This window comes from Corynebacterium spheniscorum, from assembly GCF_900113445.1.
GTDB classification, from domain to species: Bacteria; Actinomycetota; Actinomycetes; order Mycobacteriales; family Mycobacteriaceae; genus Corynebacterium; species Corynebacterium spheniscorum.
Window position 1 is genome coordinate 1 of sequence record NZ_FOPJ01000002.1, and the last position, 20,175, is coordinate 20,175.

Here is a 20,175-nt window from a genome sequence, read left to right on the forward strand (position 1 = left end):
CCTTTCCGAACCCGGAAGCTAAGCCTGTTTGCGCTGATGGTACTGCACCTGTGAGGGTGTGGGAGAGTAAGTTGCTGCCGACCTAAAACTTGATACGGCGGTGTGTGGCACATAATAACCCTAGGGTTGTTGTGTACCACACACCGCCTTTTTTCATGCCCAAATAAAATCAGGGTTAAGTAGCAAAATCTGTGCCTGTCGGTGTCTCGCCGATTGGGCACACGTCTTGCTATCTCAGGCCTCATCTTGTTCGACTTTTTCGACATGGGATATGCGGACTCCCGGATTCCTGTGAGTCTATGCTTCGGCCTTGGTCTATCGGCAAACTACTTGCTGAGATTCCCTATTACTAAACGCAACAAAGGGCAGGCGGAAGAAGCCAAGAAATAAAGCCCTTCTATTCCTGACAAGGGCTCGGTAGCAATGTCGGCCTGGTGCGTATTGATGCGACCTGTGTCCGGGGCGAATCGCTTGGGCAACATATGCGCGTGCTGGTGTGCGGGTGCTGTCAGATGACGGTAAACCCATGGCCTTGCTTTCCCCAGGGTTGTAGCTGGGTAATAAGCGAAGTCCCTCAGGTGGGCACACTTTTTGCTACTTAACCCTAGAATCAGTCCACATGAAGGACATAGAGCAGAAGTATATTCACGGACACCAGCAATCCGTCTTGGCATCACATGGGCAAAGAACTGCCGCTAACAGTTGCGCCTACTTCCTGCCACTGTTGAATAAAGGCATGTCGCTTTTAGATGTGGGCTGCGGGCCGGGCACTATTAGCGCGGACCTAGCAGAGCATGTGCGCGAAGTAGTGGGCCTCGATATTGCGCCTATTTCACGCAGTGTGAGTGCCAAGAACCTAAAATTCTGCCAAGCAGATATCCAGGACTATGAGGGTGGTCCCTTTGATGTGGTTCATGCACACCAAGTACTCCAACACCTATCTGACCCGGTAGCGGCAATAAAGAAAATGGGGGAATTAGCCACCCAGTTCATAGCTATTCGGGAAGCCGATTATCAGGCGATGGTGTGGTACCCAGAAATCCGCGGCATGGATTTATGGCGGGAACTATATATTGAGCGTGCGCGCAGCTTAGGTGGGGAACCTAATGCGGGCAGATACCTTAAAGCCTGGGCCCATGAAGCAGGCTTTAAGGACTTTAAGATTGCGACTTCTACCTGGACCTACGCTACACCCGCGGAAACGAAATGGTGGGGTGATTCCCAAGCTAGGCGCATGCGCGAATCACAGTGGGTTGAGATGGGACATGTAGAAGAGATCGCGAGTGCTTGGGAGGAATGGGGAAGACACCCTGATGCGTATTTTTGTATGCCGCATACCGAAATCATTATCCGGTGCGGCAAAGACCCGCACGTGTAAACCGTGAAGGATCTGTGCCCAGCCTTGAGGGCACGATCTCGGGGAAAGCACAATCCCCCCGCCGAAGCGGCGGAGGGATTAAGAGGAGCTTAGTAGCAGACCGCGCCTTGGGCGGCGGAATGTACCAGCTTGGCGTACTTGCCCAGCACGCCGTGGAGACGCGGGTTCTCGGGGATCACCCAGTCCTTACGGCGGGACTCGAGCTCATCGGGGTCGACGAGGACATCGATGCGGCGCTCGGGGATATTGACGACGATGGGGTCGCCATCCTTGACCAGAGCGATGGGGCCGCCGTCGACAGCTTCGGGGGCGACGTGGCCGATGCATAGGCCGGTGGAACCGCCGGAGAAACGACCGTCGGTAATCAGCAGCACATCCTTGCCGATGCCGGCACCCTTAATTGCGCCGGTGATGGCGAGCATTTCGCGCATACCGGGGCCACCCTTGGGGCCTTCATAGCGGATGATGACAACATCACCCTTCTTCAGCTCACCATTGAGCACCGCATCCATGGCGGGTTGCTCCTGGTTGAAGACACGCGCAGTACCTTCGAAAACCTCCGCGTCGAAGCCGGCGGTCTTCACCACAGCACCTTCGGGGGCGAGAGTGCCCTTGAGGATATTCAGGCCACCAGTGGTGTGGATGGGGTTATCCAGAGCGCGCAGGATCTTGCCGTCCGGGTCCGGGGGATTAATGCCGGCGAGGTTCTCCGCAACGGTCTTGCCGGTGACGGTGAGGCAGTCGCCATTGAGCAGACCGGCGTCCAAGAGGGCGCGCATGACCACGGGGATGCCGCCGATCTTGAAAATGTCATTCATGACATATTCGCCGAAGGGCTTGAGGTTGCCCAGGTGCGGGACCTTATCGGCAACGGTGTTGAAGTCGTCGAGGGTGAGGTCAACGTCGGCTTCCTTGGCGATGGCCAGAAGGTGTAGCACTGCGTTGGTGGAGCCACCCAAAGCCATGACCACAGCCACCGCGTTGAGCAAAGAATCACGGGTAATAATGTCGCGGGCTGTGATACCGCGGCGCAGCAACTCGACCACGGCCTGGCCGGAACGGCGGGCGTAGTCGGTGCGATTGCGGTGAATAGCAGGCGGGGCAGCAGAACCCGGCAGGGACATACCCATGGCCTCCGCGGCGGATGCCATGGTGTTAGCAGTGTACATACCGCCACAAGCACCTTCGCCGGGACAGACGGCGCGCTCAATGGCGTCGACATCCTCGCGGCTCATGGTGCCGGCACGGCACGCACCGACAGCTTCGAAGGCGTCGATGAGGGTGACTTCCTTTTCGGTGCCATCGGAAAGCTTGGCGGTACCGGGCATAATCGAGCCGTTATAAAGGAAAACGCTCGAAAGGTTCAGGCGGGCGGCGGCCATGAGCATGCCGGGGATCGACTTATCGCAGCCAGCTAGCAGCACGGAACCGTCGATGCGCTCGGCGGACATAACGGTTTCCACCGAGTCGGTAATGACCTCACGGGAGACGAGGGAATAGTGCATGCCCTCATGCCCCATGGAGATGCCATCAGAAACGGAGATGGTTCCGAACTCTAAGGGATAACCGCCGGCAGCGTGTACGCCCTCTTTGGCAAACTCGGCGAGTTTCTTGAGGGTGAGGTTGCAGGGGGTGATCTCATTCCATGAACTTGCGACGCCGATTTGGGGCTTGTCGAAGTCATCGTCACCGAGGCCGACAGCGCGGAGCATGCCTCGGGCGGCGGCACGCTCTAGGCCATCAGTGACATCGCGTGAACGCGGCTTGATGTCCACTTTTGGGTGATTGTCATTGCTCATGCATGGAAGTTTAGCGCTCCCGGGTTTGAGGTCATGCACTGAGTGCAGGCATACATGGGGGGAGTAGGGGAGGAGCGGGTCTGGTACAGCGTGGACGTCTCACCAGGTGAGACGGTGGGTTGTGCAGGGCTGGTACGGGTGCGTGTGTGGGGGTTGGCTTTCTTGGCCGGTGGTGTACCTGCCTCTGCCCGGGCTCCGCTGTGGGCTGCACTCAGGCTCCGCCCGGGGCTCCGCAACCTCCTCAGGGTTGGGCCTCAGGGTTAAATCCGGGTGCATCCCAGTAGGGAATGCACGCAGCGCTGCAGTAGCGTAGGTCAGGAAGTTAATCATGGCACCGCTCAACGGAACTTGCAGAGGTTTTCGCACGTTGTTTAAGGGCCGAAAGAAGAACTATGAGAAGGAGCATGGACTACCCATGACAACGCCGACCCCCGGAAGGGCTGCTTATCAGCCCAAGCACACCGTTCCAGCCGCCCGTGCGGTGAAGTTACGGAAACAATACGGTGAAGGCGAAACCAAAGTAGTCGCCCTAGATGATGTGGATGTGGAATTCATCCGCGGGGAGTTCACCGCCATCATGGGCCCCTCTGGCTCCGGTAAATCAACGCTCATGCACTGCATGGCCGGCCTCGATGCCGGTAGCGGCGGCCAAGCCTTCATTGGGGATACGGATCTGTCCACCCTAAAAGATAAGGAAATGACCGCGCTGCGCCGCGATCGTCTGGGCTTCATTTTCCAATCCTTCAACCTGGTGCCCACCCTTACCGCCGCTGAAAATATCACCCTGCCTACTGATATTGCCGGCAATAAGGTCGATGAAGAATGGTTTAAGGAAGTCACCAACCGCCTGGGCCTAGCCAACCGTCTCACGCACCGCCCCACCGAGCTTTCCGGTGGCCAGCAGCAGCGTGTTGCCTGTGCCCGCGCCTTGGTCTCCAAACCGGAAATTATTTTCGGAGATGAGCCCACCGGCAACCTGGACTCCAATTCTTCTTCCGAGGTTCTCAGCATTTTGCGCACCGCCGTGGATCACGATAACCAAACCGTGGTGGTAGTCACCCACGATCCCAAGGCCGCCAGCTATGCGGACCGCGTGATCTTCCTAGCCGATGGCCGCATTGTGGATGAAATGCGCAACCCCACTATCGAATCCATCCTCGGCGTGATGGCTGGAATCGAGCGTGAATCCTAATGTCTTCTGGTTCCACAATGCGCAAAGTAAGCGCGCGGAATGTGGCTGCCCATAAACTCCGACTCGCACTCACGGTGCTGGCCGTGGTCTTAGGCACCGCCTTTATCTCCGGTGCATTTATGTTCACCGCTTCTCTGCAAAACACCTTCCAAGAAGCGGTCAGCACCCAATATGACGGCGTGGATGCGGTTGTCACCGCAGATACCCAAAAGGGCAGCACCACCATTAACCCGGAGATGCAACAAGAACTCCGCGATAACCCCAAGGTTGCGGCCTTGAATGTGTCTGCCTCCACCAATGTGGTGCTGGGAAATGACAAAGGCGAAGCCATCCAAACCGGTTCCGCTAGCTCCCGGCTCACCCCCTGGTATGGCGGCGATGATGCCGTCACCGGCGATAAGCACGTGGTGGAAGGTAAAACCCCCAAGGGTGCTGATGAAGTGGTGGTGAATAAGAAAGCCGCCACTAACCTGGGCTTAAGTGTGGGCCAAAAGCTCACCGTGGTGGACCCCAAGGAACGCCACGAGCGCACCATCTCCGGCATCTATGAAATTAAAGGTGTCGATAAAGGCGATGTGCTGCTCGCCATGGATGAGCAAGCCTACGTGGATGAATACACCATCAATGGCAACCTGCCTGGGGTAACTATCCGCGCCGCGGAAGGCACCAGCTCCGATGAGCTCGTCGAAGCCCTCCAAGAAAAGTACCCCACCTATGAGATCTCCACTGGCCAAGCGCTGGCGGAGAAGATCTCTGAGGAACTCTCCAAGGCACTGTCCTTCGTCAAGTACTTCCTCGTGGCTTTCGGTCTTATTGCGCTGCTGGTGGGCTCCTTCATCATTGCCAATACCTTCGCCATGATCGTTGCCCAACGCACCCGCGAATTCGCCTTGCTGCGTGCCCTGGGTGCCTCGCGTAGCCAAATCACCCGCTCGGTGATGTTAGAAGCCATCATTGTCGGCATCATTGGCTCCGCGGTGGGCGTACTCGCTGGCATGGGCCTGGTCAAGGTCATCCACCTGGTCATGGAGCACAAGGAATACCTCGAACCCGGCGCCTCCCTGGGCCTAACCCCACAATCGGTGCTGGTGCCCATGGCTTTGGGTCTGGTGGTCACGCTATTTTCTGCTTGGTTGCCGGCCCGCCGCGCCGGTGTTATTGAGCCGGTTGAAGCCATGCGCCAAAGCGAACAAACCGCTGCCGGTTCGCTGAAGGGCCGCACCATCGCCGGTACGGTTGTGCTGCTCATCGGCGTTGCTTGCGCAGCGCTTGCGGTGGTTCAAAAAGAATGGGAAACCGATCCGCGCTCCATCTTGGTCGGTGTTGCCACCGTCGCGGTGATCTTCGGTTTCTTCCTCGCCGGCCCCGCCTTCTCGCTGCCGATTGTTCCCACCATTGGTCGGATCCTTGGCCTGCCCTTCGGGGCGGTCGGCAAGCTTGCGGCCACCAACTCTTATCGCAACCCGCGCCGTACCGCCGCCACCGCCTTTGCCCTTACCTTGGGCGTGGCCCTGGTCGCTGCCTTCTCCGTATTGGGTGCCTCCATGAAGGCCTCCATGGCGGACCTGGTGGATGATTCCCTGCGTGCCGACTATGTGCTCAGCGGCACCAGCAGTGGGGAATTCCCGCTGCCCACCGAAGCCGCCGAGAAGGTCAAGGATGTAGAAGGTGTCGCCAACACCACCGAGCTTTATTACGCGCCGGTCTATGTCGCGAATATGGGTTCCACTTCCGCGGAAGCCGATGGCAAGGGCTTTAGCATCATCGTTGATGGCGACCTCAGTAACTACGCCGAGGTACCGCTGATTGATGGCCGCATGCCCGATGCTGATCACCCCGGCTTCCTCGCCTCGGAGAAGCTCGCTAAGGAAATGGATTGGAAGGTCGGCGAGAAATATCCGCTGACCTCCGCCCTGGTCCGCGAACCCACCCATGAGGTGGAGCTGCTGGGCACCTATGAGGCCAGCGCCAGCCTCTTCGGCAAGCTCGTGATCTCCAAGAATGCGGTGAGCGATGTCGTCAATGAAAATATTTTGGCCATCAACTCCGTCGGCGTGAATGCCAAATCGGATACTGATAAAGAGAAGCTGCGCCAAGACCTTGAAGAAACCACCAAGAGCTACCTGGTGGTGCAGGTCAAAGACGCGAAGCAGATCTTGGATGAATCCACCCAAATCGTCACCAAGCTTCTCGGCATTCTCTACGGTCTGCTCGCACTCGCCGTGATCATCGCGGTGCTGGGCATTGTTAATACCCTCACCTTGAATGTGATTGAGCGTCGCCAAGAGATTGGCATGCTGCGTGCGGTCGGCACGCACCGTAAGCAAATCCGCCGCATGATCACCCTCGAAGCCGTCCAAATCGCCATCTTCGGTGCACTCATGGGCGTGGTGATCGGCGTGAGCCTTGGCTGGGCCTTCCTCCGCGTGCTCAGCGGTCAAGGCCTCGATAGCTTCGCGATTGATTACCAAACCATTATCTGGATGCTCATCGGCTCCGGCGTCGTTGGCGCCATCGCTGCCATCTGGCCCGCGCATCGCGCCGCGAAGACCCCTCCGCTAGACGCCATCGCGGACTAAGCGTCCCCGCGCAAAAAGAAATGCCCTTGGTTTTCCAAGGGCATTTTTGCTTTCTCCGAGATCGTGTGGCTGCGGTATCCACAGATCCTTCACGCTTAGGCAGTGGGCTGGGCTAAGTCACGGCACCTACGTAGGCACCTAACATGATGCCGCCAATCCCGCCGCCTAGGGTCAACACCAGGTAGCCCCAGAACATGCGGTAATGCTTCACCCGAATGTATTCGCCCAATTCCTTCGCCAAGGTGGACCAGGTCGATAGCGCACCGGCGAAACCAGTACCTGCCGCAACATGGATGATCACATCCACATTCTTCTCCACGGTTTGAGAAGCAATCCAACCTACAACAATGCAGGCAATGGTGTTAGCAATAAAGGTGCCAATCACCCCACCGGGTTTCGTGGCCAGCGCCCACCGCCCCATACCACCAAAGAAGGCGCCTACGAGCACTGCGAGGAAAGAGTAGATAGCGATGATCATGCCTCTTCCTCCTCTTCGAGTTGATCTTTGAGAATGTCCGCCTCGGTGGCGATCAGCGGGGAGGAATCATTATCAGTCATATTGCGGTGGGCGCGGCGGAAGAGCTGGTCGCCTAAAAGCCAAGCCACAATGCACAACGCAATCGTGCCGGCGGCATAAGCGATGCGAACAAAAATTTCGCCCGCCGGGTCAGCTACCACCAGGGCGTAGGCGGAGAAACTGGTGAACCCACCTAGTACGCCTTTACCCCAGAACACCCCAGGCCGGGTGCGGCCCATGAGGAAGGACCCGAGGATATTAATAATGATCAGTGGCCACAGCCCAGCAAATAAGCCGATGGCGGCATAACGCAGTGCAGCGCCTAAGGCGGCACCCAGGCCGGCGGCTATTCCTTCGGTGAACTTCACGGCGATTACCCTACTCTGCTGGCATGAGGAAGACCTCGCCTAGGTAACCCTAGGCGAGGTCTGAGATATTAACGCTGAACGGCAGTGCCAACGGCAGTGCGAACGGCAGCTAGGTTATTTCCACTTCATGCCTTGGTCTTCAATGAACTGCCCAACTTCGGTGGGGGTCTTGCGCAGCTTCGGGTCGAACTTCAGGTAGGCCATGGTCTCGCGGGTAATCAGACCGGAGAGAATCAGAATACCGATCAGGTTCGGCAGCGCCATCAGGCCATTGGCCAGGTCAGCGAAGGTCCACACAACCTTAATTTCGGTGGTGGCACCAATGAACACCACGCAGGTGAAGATAGCGCGGTAAACCACCGAAGCGCCACGCCCAAAGAGCGACTCGGTGCAGCGCTCACCATAGTAAGACCAACCAATAATGGTGGAGAAGGCGAAGAACACCACCGAGATCGACACGATCGTGCCACCCCATTGGCCAGGCAGTGCCTGCGAGAAAGCATCCGCGGTCATGGTGCCGGCAACATCAGCACCCTTATCCCACACCCCGGTAATCACAATCACCAAACCGGTGATGGTCACAACGATGATGGTGTCAATGAAGGTCTGGGTCATAGAAACCAAACCCTGACGCACCGGGTGGTTGGTCTTCGCAGCAGCCGCAGCAATAGCAGCCGAACCCATACCGGACTCATTGGAGAAAATACCGCGAGCAACACCGTACTGAATCGCCATCATCAGGCCCGCACCAGCGAAACCACCGGTAGCAGCAGTGCCCGTGAAAGCATCCTTAAAGATGGTGGCCACAGCAGCGGGGATCTGCTCAACATTCATCGCCAGCACCACCAAACCGCCGATCACATAAATAACGATCATGAGCGGAACGAAAGCAGCGGTGATGCGGCCAATCGCTTGGATGCCGCCCAGAAGCACGGCACCAATGACGATGAACATCAGCACACCAGAAACCCAGGGGTCCAGGCCGAAGGTGTCATGCAGGCCAGCGGCCACCGCATTGGCCTGGGTCATATTGCCAATACCGAAGGAAGCAATAATCGCAAAGACCGCGAAGGCAATGCCCAGGATCTTGCCGATGGGCCCCTTAATGCCGCGGCGTAGGTAGTACTGCGGGCCACCGGATTGCTCTCCGGCAGCATCGGTGACACGGAAACGAACCGCCAAGAAGGCCTCAGAGTATTTCGAGACCATACCCAACAGGCCGGTGATCCAGATCCACACCAGGGCACCTGGGCCACCAAGGGAAAGGGCGGTTGCCACACCAACGATATTGCCCACACCAACGGTGGCGGCAAGCGCGGTGGTTAAAGCTTGGTAGTCGCTGATATCGCCAGCGGCTTTGTCGTCGGAACGGTCAATCAGTCCGTGGCGCAGAGCGCGACCCAGGGTGCGGAATTGGAGTCCCCGCAGCCGGATCGTCATATATATGCCGGTGCCGAGCAGGAGCGGGATGAGGAGGAAAGGTCCCCACACGATTCCTGAAATATTACCGAGGTAGTCGTTGAGCGTCATGCGAATAACCTAGCGGGCTATAGAAATAATCCGCATCACATTCGCAGAAAAAACTTGGCAAAATCGCATTATTCACCCCCGAACGTGGGGAAATTCTGGGGTTGGGGCGCAGTGGGGCAGCTCCAGCAGCGACCTTGGGCATCAAGAAAGTCCATCATGGAAGAAGTGAGAAGAACGTGACACCGCGTCCCTTTCTTAATTGATTGACCGATAGCGCCGAATGAGGAGACAGACACATGGCACATGAGCGCGCCGGGCAAGTCGCCCTTCCTGAAGATCTCATCGATATTGCCGAGCTGGTGACCGCCTACTACACCCGCACCCCGGACCCCCAAGACCCTGATCAACAAGTCACCTTCGGCACCTCCGGGCACCGCGGCTCCTCCTTGGATAATGCCTTCAACAAGGCTCATATCCTGGCCACCACGCAGGCCATTGTGGATTATCGCCACCAAGAAAAGATCGGCGGCCCGATCTTCATTGGCCGCGACCCGCACGCCTTAAGTGAACCGGCGATGATCTCCGCGATGGAAGTGCTCATCGCTAATGACATCACCGTGCTGGTGGATGATCGTGGCCGCTACACTCCTACCCCCGCAGTGTCCCAAGCCATTCTCTCCCATAACGCCACCCTCGAAGGTGGGGTCACCGGCACTGATCCCAAGCGTGCTGATGGCATCGTTATTACGCCTTCGCATAACCCCCCGCGTGATGGCGGCTTCAAATACAACCCGCCCTCAGGTGGCCCGGCAGATACTGATGCCACCGATTGGATCGCCCAGCGTGCGAATGATTACCTTCGCAAAAACCTCGAAGGTGTTAAGCGCACCCCGGTCGAAGGCGTGCTGGATAAAAAAGCCCAGCGCTATGACTTCATGGGTACCTACGTCAAGGACCTGCCCAATGTGCTGAACCTGGATGCCATCCGCGAAAGCGGCCTGCGCATCGGCGCTGACCCCATGGGTGGTGCCTCGGTGGATTATTGGGGTGCCATTGCTGAGGCCCATAACCTCAACCTTACGGTGGTGAACCCCCTAGTTGATCCCACCTGGCGGTTTATGACCTTAGATACCGATGGCAAGATACGCATGGATTGTTCCTCCCCGAACTCCATGGCCTCGCTGGTGCATAACCGCGATAAATATGACATCGCCACCGGCAATGATGCCGATGCGGACCGCCACGGCATTGTCACCCCAGATGCTGGGCTGATGAACCCCAACCACTACCTTGCGGTCGCCATCGAGTACCTCTTTAGCCACCGCGATTGGCCAGAGCACACCGCCGTCGGCAAGACCCTGGTCAGCTCCTCCATGATTGACCGCGTCGTTGCCTCCCTCGGCAAGAAGCTGGTCGAGGTTCCGGTCGGCTTTAAGTGGTTCGTCCCGGGCCTGATCGATGGTTCCATTGGTTTCGGTGGTGAAGAATCCGCCGGCGCTAGCTTCCTGCGTTTTGATGGCAGCGTGTGGTCCACCGATAAGGATGGTCTGATCCTGGACCTCTTGGCCGCAGAAATCACCGCGGTGACCGGCAAGACCCCTTCGCAGCGCTATGCGGAACTTGCTGAAGAATTCGGTGCCCCCGCCTATGCACGTACCGATGCGGAAGCTAATCGCGAGCAAAAGGCGATCTTAAAGAAGCTCTCCCCGGATCAGGTCACGGCCGATACCTTGGCCGGCGAGCCGATTACCGCCAAGCTCACTAAGGCACCGGGTAATGATGCCGCCATCGGTGGGCTGAAGGTCTGCACGGAATCCTCCTGGTTCGCAGCCCGCCCCTCCGGCACCGAAGATAAGTACAAGATCTACGCGGAGTCCTTCAAGGGCGAAGAGCACCTCAAGAAGGTCCAAGCCGAAGCCAAGGATCTGGTTACCGAGGTGCTAGGAAAGTAGCGTGCTAGGAAAGTAGACTAGGGCCCCATGAGCACAAAAATCCCCGCCACCAAAGACACTCGCAGCCTTGATGTGGCGGGGATTCTTGCGCGCTTCGGCATGGCCATGGTGTGGCTGTGGTCCGGCTACACCAAATTCATTGATACCTTCGGCACCACCCAATCCATCCTCGCGTACGAGCTTTTCTCCAACCGCCAGCTGGTCAACTTCCTTGCCATCGCGCTGCCGGTTACAGAACTGCTCCTCGGCGCACTCTTGCTCCTTGGGGTATTCCTACGCGCCAGCAGTTGGTTCGGTGCCGCACTCATGCTGGTGTTCATGGTCGGCATTGCCCAAGCCTGGGCACGCGGGCTGACCATTGATTGCGGTTGTTTCGGCACCGGCGGCGAGAACCCAGATGTCACTGCCATGACCTATATCAAGGAACTGATTCGCGACAGCATTTTCCTTGCGGCCTCGCTCTATACCGCCCGCCGGCCGTTTACACGCTTTGCTCTGCACCCTTAAGTTTCGGCGCTAAGCTAGGCTAGCTCACGTGAGCAAAGTGAAATCCCCGAACCAAGAAGGCCATGGATTCGCCTGGGTCCTGGCCATTGTCCTGATCCTGGCGGTCGCCCTCGTCGGCAGCATCGTGTGGAAGAACCGCGGCAAAGCCGAGGAAACCCACCTCGTTGATCGTGCCTATGAGAAGGTCGATATTGACGCCAAGCTGGACGGCGATGTGGTCACACTCAGCAGCTCCAAAACCACGGACGCCACCCCGCAGGTCGATCTCTACGAGGACTACTCCTGCCCGCACTGCGGCCACCTCGCTGTCGCCACTGATGCGCAGATGAAGGACGCCGTGCAGGCCGGCAAGCTGGTGGTGCACATCCACCCGCTGCACTTCCTCGACCGCGATAACACCTCCGGACACTCCCACCGCGCGCTAGCCGCCGCCCTGGCGGTCGCAGATCACGGCGATACCTCCCTTTATTGGAATTATCGCGCCATGTTGATGGAAGACATGGAAAAGATCTACAACAAGTGGTCCGATGATCAATTCGCCGACGCCGCGAAGGAAATGAACGCCCCCGACACCGTCGTCGAGGACATCCGCAAGGCCGCCTACCTCGACCGTGCCACCCAGGCCGGCAAGGACAACGCTGAGAAGCTGAAGAAGGAAACCGGCAAGGTCTCCTCCCCCCGCGTTGTCAAGGATGGCAAAGACATCTCCGGCACTGACCTGGAAAATTGGGTAGAAATAGCTTCCCAGAGCTAGACCTTCTTTAGCTTTCCCCGAGACCCTGCGGTGCGCGCCCAAGAATCGGTGCGCCCTGCAGGGTGATTTGGGGGAGCCCGCGCCTTCATTCTTTTCTTGACGCGAGTAGTTAATGGAAAGACCTGCAGATTTGTCTTCTCTTCCGGCGGGTTGTACATTAACTGGAGTCCACAAGCAGCAGCTTGATGACGCACGGGGCTATGGCGCAGCTGGTAGCGCACCACACTGGCAGTGTGGGGGTCACGGGTTCGAATCCCGTTAGCTCCACTGCGAGAAGAACTCCGGTTCCGATCGCAATTTTATAACTACACACCCTTTTCTTCGGGGCTATGGCGCAGCTGGTAGCGCACCACACTGGCAGTGTGGGGGTCACGGGTTCGAATCCCGTTAGCTCCACGGATAGTTAAACGTTTGAACCTTGTCTCGCATCATCGCGAGGCAAGGTTCTTTCGTTATGCGCTACTGCGGGGGAGTCCACATCTTCGGCTTCTGGTGCGCGCGCATCTCCCTGATTCCACTCGGATCTCAGGAAATTCCAGGAACGTATCGTCACTAGAATTCGCCGGCTACCAGGTGTTTGAGATCTTCCGCCGGTTCCTCGGCATGCCTGGCAGCTCCAAAAACCACAGTGATGAAGACCAATTTGTCATCACCCCTAGCGCATTAGTCAGCATCTGGTGTATGGTCATTACATGCTGACTATTGCTTCTCGAGTGGACGTAATGAACCGGCTCGGCCGCGCCATGGCCGATCCGACCCGTTCACGAATCTTGCTATCACTATTGGAAGAGCCCGGCTACCCAGCGCAACTTGCGCGGGACCTGGACCTATCACGAACGAACGTCTCCAACCATCTCGCGTGTCTACGCGGATGCGGCATCGTCGTCGCCGAGTCCGAAGGCCGTCGAACCCGCTATGAGATCGCAGACCCGCACCTAGCGGCAGCGCTCACGGCGCTGGTGGATGTGACGCTCGCAGTCGATGAAAACCAACCCTGCATCGACCCGGTCTGCACGGTTCCCGGCTGCTGCGACTCCAGCTCCCAGGACACCGCTGAAAACGAGAACCACACGGAGATGGCACGATGAGCCGAGAATGCTGCGGATCTGAAGAACCAGTTATGCCAGAACCAGTAGACACCTGCTGCGCCGACGAGAAGCCGGCCGCGTCGGAACCGGTTGATGCCTGCTGCGCCGACGAGAAGCCAGCCGCGTCGGAACCGGTTGATGCCTGCTGCGCTAACGAGAAGCCAGTCGCATCGCAATCGGTTGACGCATGCTGTGCCGGCGAGAAGTCTGCCGCGCCGGAACCGGTTGATGCCTGCTGCGCTGCCGAAAAACCAAACGTGGAGCAGCCAATCGACGCCTGCTGCGACCCCTCCGATTACAGCGAGGAACTCGCCCCTTGGTGGCGCGACCGTGCCCTCGCCCTACCAATCGCCTCGGGCGTGTTGTGGGTGGCCGGCCTTATCTTGGATTGGCAGAACCTGGAGACCGCCGAGGTGGTCGCCTTCGCCTTAAGCCTCGCGGCCGGTGCATGGACCTTCGTCCCCGGTGCCCTCAGGCGCTTGTTCACCGGCAAAGGCCGTGGCCGCTTGGGCGTGGCCCTATTAATGACGATCGCCGCCATCGGTGCGGTGCTCCTTGGACACGTCGGCGAAGCCGCCGCGTTGGCCTTCCTATTCTCGATCGCAGAGACCCTGGAAGACCGCGCAATGCACCGCGCCCAGCAGGGCCTGCGTGCCCTGCTCTCCCTAATCCCAGAAACCGCACGTGTCTCGCGCGGAGCCGAAGAACAGACAATCCCGGCCTCCGAAGTCCGCGAACGCGACATCCTGATCGTTGGCGCTGGAGAGCGGGTCGCTACTGACGGCATCGTCACCGAGGGGCGGTCCTGGGTGGACACCTCCGCGATCACAGGAGAATCCATCCCAGTCGAGGTTGGCCCCGGCGAACCAGTGCTGGCCGGATCGGTCAACGGCACCGGCACGCTGCACATCGAAGCGAACGCTGATGGGCGAGATAACTCACTGACGAAGATCGTCCAGCTGGTCGAACAAGCTCACGCGAACAAGGGTGAACGCGCCCGCATGGCCGACCGCATTGCCCGCCCTCTGGTGCCGCTGGTGCTCATCGCGGCTGCCCTGATCGCGGTATTCGGTTTCATCGTCGGCGATCCGGCAACCTGGATCGAACGCGCCCTCGTGGTGCTCGTCGCTGCATCGCCGTGCGCGCTAGCGATCGCAGTGCCTGTCACGGTGATCTCCGCAATCGGCTCAGCCAGCAAGTTCGGCGTTGTCATCAAGTCGGGTGCGGCCTTCGAGCTCCTCGGCACAATCAACCGAGTCGCCTTCGACAAGACCGGCACTCTTACCCGCAACCAACCTGAGGTCGTCACCACCCACGCCACGAATGGGCACTCCGAGGACGAGGTTCTCGGGCTTGCCGCGGCGTTGGAGTCAGCGAGCTCGCATCCGCTGGCCGAAGCCATTATTAACGCCGCCACGCACCGCCCCGAAGCAACCGAGGTGCAGGAGCATCCCGGCCACGGATTAACCGGTGTGATCGATGGACGCCGAGTACGAGTCGGTAGCCCCCGCTGGATCAACCCCGGCACCCTCGGCGAAGAGTCGACGCAATTAGCTGAAGCCGGGATGAGTGTGATTGTGGTGGAGGTTGATGAGCAGGTAGTCGGAGTGATCGGCATCCGTGATGAGCTGCGCCCGGAAGCTGCAGAAGCCATCGCTGCACTGAAAGCACAGGGCGTATCGACTGTGATGCTCACCGGTGATAACACTCGCACCGCTGAGGCAATCGCAGCACAGGCTGGCATCGATGAAGTTCATGCTGAACAGCTCCCCGCCGACAAAGCTGAGCACATCCGTCAATCTGCCGAACAAGTGCCAACGGCAATGATCGGCGATGGCATTAATGATGCCCCCGCTCTGGCGTCTGGCACGGTTGGCATCGCGATGGGCGTCACTGGCTCCGCCGGCGCAGTCGACTCCGCCGATGTCGTGTTCACCGGCCATGATCTGCGGCTCATCCCTGATGCCCTGGCCCACGCGAAGCGAGGCCGGAAGATTATGACTGGCAATATCGCTCTGGCGATGGCGATCATCATCGTGCTATTCCCCCTCGCCCTCTTCGGCGTGCTGGGTCTCGCCGCGGTCGTGCTGGTTCACGAGGCTGCCGAGGTCGTCGTGATCCTCAACGGCATCCGTGCCGCCCGCGTTCATCGCCGTGCTCTCCCACCCGCTAGCAACGAGGCTATGTCTTCGAAGCTCCCTGTCGAGATGGGTAGCCGCTAAGCCGCAGCATAAAGCTGTTCTTCCCGCTGATCGGTGCGAGGAAACAGCTAGCTCTAGGACGAAAGCAAGATTAGAGCACTATTAGTCAGCTCCGCGGCAATAGAAGATCCCAGGTCACAGCCCGTGACCTGGGATTTTCCATATAGTTAAAGGGGTGAGTAGGGGTTAAGTAGCAAAAAGTGTGCTCAACTTTCGATGTTCTCGCTGCTTAGAGTACGTAAATCGGGCTTTTATAAGGTTTCGGATCATGTATCCGCTACTTAACCCGGAAGCTAGAGCGCGAGCACGACGATTTTTGAAGACCAGCACTTTGTGCCGGTAACGGACGGAGTGTCTCTTCCTCAGCTGGGTTTAAGCGAAGAGAAAAGCCCAGGCCGTTAGCTCTAAGTTGGAGCATTTCTTATGTCATTAAAGACGCCAGCCCTCATATAGCCCGTAGTAGTTACAGGCCACCCGGCTACACACCCGCCGCTGCGCGGCAATAGTTTCCGCATTAATGGGCAGATCCTCGCGGTATACCTTCAAAGACCACAGCTCGTCCATCTCCCGAACCGGATCCATTAGTGCCGGCTGGCCTTCGACTAGTTGCCAGCCATGAATACTCAGCGCTTCCCAGGCTGCAATCGCATTGAGGCGATCACGAAACTCAAAAGAATGAGTCTGGCGTAGTCGCTTTTCCAGATTCCCCCTAGCTGCTAGTTCTGCGAGCTCTAGGCGATCCTCTGCCAGTACGGCGGGATCGGCATTCACCTCGCCATAGATCAGCTTCAAAGCATTCTCCACCCAATGCCTGGGGCCTTTGGTGTCGCCATCTTCGAACCACCGCTGGCGCACAGCTTCAATGGGGAAGAAGTACAGATCCTCTATCCCGGTGGGGTGCTGAGGATTATGGAGCATATAGCGCTCCTTCGTGGTTTCCTCATCCCAATAGTTATAAGGCGAAAGCAGCGCCTCTTGGCCGAGTAGTTCCCCAGCGATCACCGCTATGGTCGCAATCAGATCACTGGGGTCGGGCCGCTGCTCGCGCGGGTTTTCCAGCCAAGCATCACGTGAGGTGAAGAAGTAGTCATCAACGTCTTCTAAGGCGACCAACCCCAGCTTTTCTGCGGTGGCTAAAGCACGGCGACGCAACGTAGCCTGGCCGTGCGTCAGCTCGCTGACCACGTACTCGGGCTCATCCATGGAAGGCTCGGGAGGGAAATTTTTAAAGTCGCTGATATCCATGAAGGCTGGCCTGCTCACTTCTATTGCCCGGCGGTGCTCCTTCAACTAAGGAGCGACCAGGAGAGTGTGGGTTAAGTTACATGTGGAATCGAAGTTAGCAGCCTTCAGCAACTTGTGCAGCAACCAACCAGCCCCCTTGGCAGGGCCTCGTGCGCTACCACCAAATAATGGTGGTGATTAGCGCAAGTACCACCAACACCACTGATTGGGCCATGAGAATGGTGTTGGATTTTTGGATCAGTGAAGAGCTCGGAGCCACTTCAATTACGGGTGTGGCAACGCCACCGTGGACGCCACCGTGGTGATGATTCTGATTCATGGGAGCAGAGGTTTCTTTCTTTTCAACAGCAATGGGGTTCTCGCGGTGAGTCAGTGCACTCTTAGTTCGCCGGTGGGTAGGCCGCGCGCAGTTGCTGCATAAAATCAATAATCGTGTCTACCTGAGAGAATTCCCCCACACCCACAATGTGGTGGACTCTCTTTCCATGCTCGTAGAAGCAGGCGACACCTTCATCGACGAACACATTCTGCGGGTCATAACACAGCGCGTCTCCCACATGCCTGATGTCGCTTCCCGGCTTTGGCGGGGTCTCCTGCGAAACGAAATCCATGTTTCCTGGCCGATTGCGGACCAGGAATGCCCGGCTATTGGGTTTATCTACATGGCTATAGTGCGCGCGATGCTCGTGCGATACCTGCCGCACGAGCCGGTATTCGCCGACCTCTCTGGGCCAATCTCCTTCCGATAGTCCCTCCCAGGCCTCAGATCGCTGGAGTGGCACCTCAGTACGCAGATCACCGGTCTCTATGGCGGCGAGCGCTTTGGAGGTCATGCGGTGGAGGTCCTCTGCGATGTCCTTGGGAATGTCTTTAGGAATCTCGAAGGAGGATGTTGGGGTTAGTGCTACCGAGCTATCGGCTGCGGCTTGGATGGATGTGTGACCGGATTGGGTGTTTGCAGAGTCTGGGGTTTTGAGGCCAAGGAGTGCGAAGGCCGCCAACACCAGGGTTGCTACCCCGAGGCCACCATGTGCGGCGATCCGGTTTTTAGGTAGTTGATGAGTACTGCTTGAAGGCTCATACGAAGCCGGATTAGATGCGCAGTGATAGTGATCTTCCATTCGTTCCCTCCCGAAACTTTTCGATCACCATATAGAGCACCCCAAAGGGTGTCAATACCCCCGGGGCAGCCCCGCTAAAACGGCACCTAAGGAAAGGCAGCACCCTAAATAAAAAATGGGTAGGTGACTTCAGCTAAATAGCGCGCCGAGAATTCGGCGTGCCGGGAATGAAAGAATATGTACGTACGAGCAGATAGTAGTGCGAGATATTAAAGAAACTAAGAAGAATCTGGCGCCCAATAGTCGGGGCCTATGTGGTGGGTGGGTTCGTACAGGTTGGGGCGCTTAAATATGTGCGGTGAGCTTGCCTAAATTAGGGGGTAGTGCAGGATTTTGAGACTAATTTCATAGTCGCATTAATGGACATATATACATAGCATTTCCCCCGGTTATTACGGTCGAGTAAGGGCACGATTCAACTTAGACTTAACCGATCCTCAAGTTCAGTAGAAAAACCTCCACATTTCTATTCATTTCCCGGAAGCTCGTGTCAAGATTGGCCAGAGACGTCCACCCCCAAACCTAAGAAACAAGAACGACCATGCTGTGCCCAACTCTGGGGGAGTGCGTCACCATCTCTCACACCTCCTTAGAAAGGAACACTCCATGGTTCTGGAGTTTCTGCTTGCCATAGTTGGTATCGGGATTGTTGCGACACTGATCGCGAAGAAAGTCAACGCAACGGTTGCCCTCTTCGTCGGCGGTTTGGTCATGATGTTGGTGGCCCCGCTATTAGGACGCACGGAAACCGGAAAATACGAGATCCACCCTTCCGGAAATATCCTGCTTGACCAGCTCGATTACATTGGCCAGATCTTCGCGCACACCACCAAGGGTGTGGGCATGATCATTATGGTGCTCTTCGGGTTCTCGGCCTATATGAGCCACATTGGGGCCAACCAGTCCGTTGTCACCGTGCTCACCCGACCCCTGCTGAAGCTGAAAGCCAAGTACCTGCTGGTGCCGCTGGTGTTCTGGGTGGGCAATATTATGTCCCTGGCTGTGCCCTCGGCTTCCTCGCTGGCACTGATCTTGATGGCTACGCTCTTCCCGGCACTTATTGGTGCAGGCTTAAGCCCCTTAACCGCGGGCGCGGTTATTGCCACCACCGCAACCATCATGCCGACGCCCCTGGGTGCCGATAACGTGATTGCTGCGCAGCGCCTGGGTATTGATCTTGACCACTATGTTTTCGCATTGCACGCCATGGTCTCGATCCCCACCCTGATTGCCATTGGTGTGGTGCACTACTTCTGGCAGAAGTACATGGATAAGCGCGCTATTGCCCGCGGGGATAACCTCGGTTCTTCCATCTTGGATGTGGAAGCAGAGCAGGGCCCGGAGACCCCACTGTGGTACTCCATCTTCCCGGTTCTGCCGCTGCTGCTGATCCTGATTCCCTTCATCCTCAGCCAATTCACCAGCTTCGAACTTCATGCCGGGCTGATCCCGGTGACCTTGGTGTCCATTATCTTGGCGGTGATCGCTGAAATTATTCGTAAGCGCACCCTGGTGCAAAGCCTGGAAGACCTCATGATCTTCTTCCGCGGCATGGGTAAGGGCTTCGGTGCGGTGGTCACCCTGGTTATTGCCGCAAATATCCTGGTCCAGGCCATTATTCAGCTGGGCATTGTCGATGCGCTGACTAATGCGGTGGCAGGTATTAATGGTGCCGCGCTCTTGCTCTTCTTGGCGTTCGGTGGCTTGATGCTGCTGCTGTCTTTGCTGGTGGGTGGTGTCTCGCCCTTCTACTCCCTGGTGGAGATCGCCCCGCCGGTGGCTGCCGCATCCGGTATCAATGGTGCGCTGTTGACCTTGCCGCTGCAGCTGGTTGGCAACCTGGCGCGTGCCTGCTCCCCGATTTCCGCGGTGATCCTGATTGTGTCTTCCGCTATCAAGGTCAACCCGATTCAATTGGTGGCCCGCACGGCGGTACCCATGGGCTTTGGCATTGTGATGTCCATGATCATGACCTGGTTCATCGTCGGTGTTTAAGAGATAAGG

General features: G+C 57.7%; 16 protein-coding genes, 2 tRNA genes and 1 rRNA gene. 12 read left to right on the forward strand and 7 right to left on the reverse strand.

The genetic code is table 11. The annotated features are described in order from the left end of the window. Positions 1-83, forward strand: a 5S ribosomal RNA gene (rrf, locus tag BMZ01_RS01600); the annotation flags it as partial. Positions 84-619: 536 nt separating this feature from the next. Further along, positions 620-1,378, forward strand: coding sequence for a class I SAM-dependent methyltransferase (locus tag BMZ01_RS01605; RefSeq protein WP_092283790.1), 759 nt, complete (start codon positions 620-622; stop codon positions 1,376-1,378). 89 nt (positions 1,379-1,467) lie between these two features. Here the strand turns inward: BMZ01_RS01605 and ilvD are convergent, their stop codons facing one another. After that, a complete protein-coding gene (ilvD, locus tag BMZ01_RS01610; RefSeq protein ID WP_092283792.1) occupies positions 1,468-3,177 on the reverse strand; it encodes a dihydroxy-acid dehydratase in 1,710 nt (569 codons plus the stop codon). Positions 3,178-3,592: 415 nt separating this feature from the next. On the opposite strand from ilvD, the gene BMZ01_RS01615 reads away from it, so the two are divergent. Together BMZ01_RS01615 and BMZ01_RS01620 are read left to right on the forward strand one after the other, a co-directional pair. Continuing rightward, complete coding sequence (locus BMZ01_RS01615; RefSeq protein WP_092283794.1) at positions 3,593-4,369, forward strand: ABC transporter ATP-binding protein; 777 nt, start codon at positions 3,593-3,595, stop codon at positions 4,367-4,369. 41 nt (positions 4,370-4,410) lie between these two features. Continuing rightward, positions 4,411-6,948 carry an ABC transporter permease gene (locus BMZ01_RS01620; RefSeq protein WP_317845925.1) on the forward strand — a complete coding sequence of 846 codons (2,538 nt, stop codon included), beginning with the start codon at positions 4,411-4,413 and terminating at the stop codon, positions 6,946-6,948. Positions 6,949-7,060: 112 nt separating this feature from the next. Here BMZ01_RS01620 and BMZ01_RS01625 read toward each other — a convergent pair whose 3' ends face one another. From BMZ01_RS01625 to BMZ01_RS01635, 3 genes are all read right to left on the reverse strand, one after another. Next, entirely contained in the window at positions 7,061-7,426 is a 366-nt protein-coding gene (locus BMZ01_RS01625) for a FluC/FEX family fluoride channel (RefSeq protein ID WP_092283798.1), read from the reverse strand. Then, positions 7,423-7,833 carry a fluoride efflux transporter family protein gene (locus tag BMZ01_RS11335; protein WP_092283800.1) on the reverse strand — a complete coding sequence of 137 codons (411 nt, stop codon included), beginning with the start codon at positions 7,831-7,833 and terminating at the stop codon, positions 7,423-7,425. The genes BMZ01_RS01625 and BMZ01_RS11335 overlap by 4 nt, the downstream gene beginning before the upstream one ends. 114 nt (positions 7,834-7,947) lie before the next feature. Further along, entirely contained in the window at positions 7,948-9,363 is a 1,416-nt protein-coding gene (locus BMZ01_RS01635; protein WP_092283802.1) for an alanine/glycine:cation symporter family protein, read from the reverse strand. A gap of 236 nt (positions 9,364-9,599) precedes the next feature. Here BMZ01_RS01635 and pgm point away from each other — a divergent pair, with 236 nt between their 5' ends. The 7 genes from pgm to BMZ01_RS01670 all read left to right on the forward strand — a co-directional run bounded on the left by pgm (position 9,600) and on the right by BMZ01_RS01670 (position 15,826). Beyond that, complete coding sequence (gene pgm / locus BMZ01_RS01640; RefSeq protein ID WP_092283804.1) at positions 9,600-11,255, forward strand: phosphoglucomutase (alpha-D-glucose-1,6-bisphosphate-dependent); 1,656 nt, start codon at positions 9,600-9,602, stop codon at positions 11,253-11,255. Between the two features lie 27 nt (positions 11,256-11,282). Next, positions 11,283-11,762 carry a MauE/DoxX family redox-associated membrane protein gene (locus tag BMZ01_RS01645; RefSeq protein ID WP_092283806.1) on the forward strand — a complete coding sequence of 160 codons (480 nt, stop codon included), beginning with the start codon at positions 11,283-11,285 and terminating at the stop codon, positions 11,760-11,762. Positions 11,763-11,790: 28 nt separating this feature from the next. After that, positions 11,791-12,516, forward strand: coding sequence for a DsbA family protein (locus BMZ01_RS01650; protein WP_092283808.1), 726 nt, complete (start codon positions 11,791-11,793; stop codon positions 12,514-12,516). A 194-nt stretch (positions 12,517-12,710) separates the two neighbouring features. Then, a tRNA-Ala gene (locus tag BMZ01_RS01655) sits at positions 12,711-12,783 on the forward strand. Positions 12,784-12,839: 56 nt separating this feature from the next. Continuing rightward, positions 12,840-12,912: transfer RNA gene (locus tag BMZ01_RS01660), tRNA-Ala, on the forward strand. Positions 12,913-13,208: 296 nt separating this feature from the next. Then, complete coding sequence (gene cmtR, locus BMZ01_RS01665) at positions 13,209-13,604, forward strand: Cd(II)/Pb(II)-sensing metalloregulatory transcriptional regulator CmtR (RefSeq protein ID WP_092283810.1); 396 nt, start codon at positions 13,209-13,211, stop codon at positions 13,602-13,604. A 269-nt stretch (positions 13,605-13,873) separates the two neighbouring features. Next, positions 13,874-15,826: a heavy metal translocating P-type ATPase gene (locus BMZ01_RS01670; RefSeq protein ID WP_395891186.1), complete on the forward strand. Its 1,953-nt coding sequence runs from the start codon at positions 13,874-13,876 to the stop codon at positions 15,824-15,826. Between the two features lie 408 nt (positions 15,827-16,234). On the opposite strand, the gene BMZ01_RS01675 is transcribed toward BMZ01_RS01670, so the two are convergent. The 3 genes from BMZ01_RS01675 to BMZ01_RS01680 form a co-directional block, all read right to left on the reverse strand. Further along, positions 16,235-17,050 carry a ribonuclease E inhibitor RraB gene (locus BMZ01_RS01675; RefSeq protein ID WP_092283814.1) on the reverse strand — a complete coding sequence of 272 codons (816 nt, stop codon included), beginning with the start codon at positions 17,048-17,050 and terminating at the stop codon, positions 16,235-16,237. Positions 17,051-17,204: 154 nt separating this feature from the next. Next, complete coding sequence (locus tag BMZ01_RS11085) at positions 17,205-17,369, reverse strand: hypothetical protein (protein ID WP_177180013.1); 165 nt, start codon at positions 17,367-17,369, stop codon at positions 17,205-17,207. A gap of 61 nt (positions 17,370-17,430) precedes the next feature. After that, positions 17,431-18,171: a hypothetical protein gene (locus BMZ01_RS01680; RefSeq protein ID WP_143067418.1), complete on the reverse strand. Its 741-nt coding sequence runs from the start codon at positions 18,169-18,171 to the stop codon at positions 17,431-17,433. A gap of 606 nt (positions 18,172-18,777) precedes the next feature. On the opposite strand from BMZ01_RS01680, the gene dcuC reads away from it, so the two are divergent. After that, positions 18,778-20,166 carry a C4-dicarboxylate transporter DcuC gene (gene dcuC / locus BMZ01_RS01685; protein ID WP_092283818.1) on the forward strand — a complete coding sequence of 463 codons (1,389 nt, stop codon included), beginning with the start codon at positions 18,778-18,780 and terminating at the stop codon, positions 20,164-20,166. Positions 20,167-20,175 lie beyond the last annotated feature (9 nt).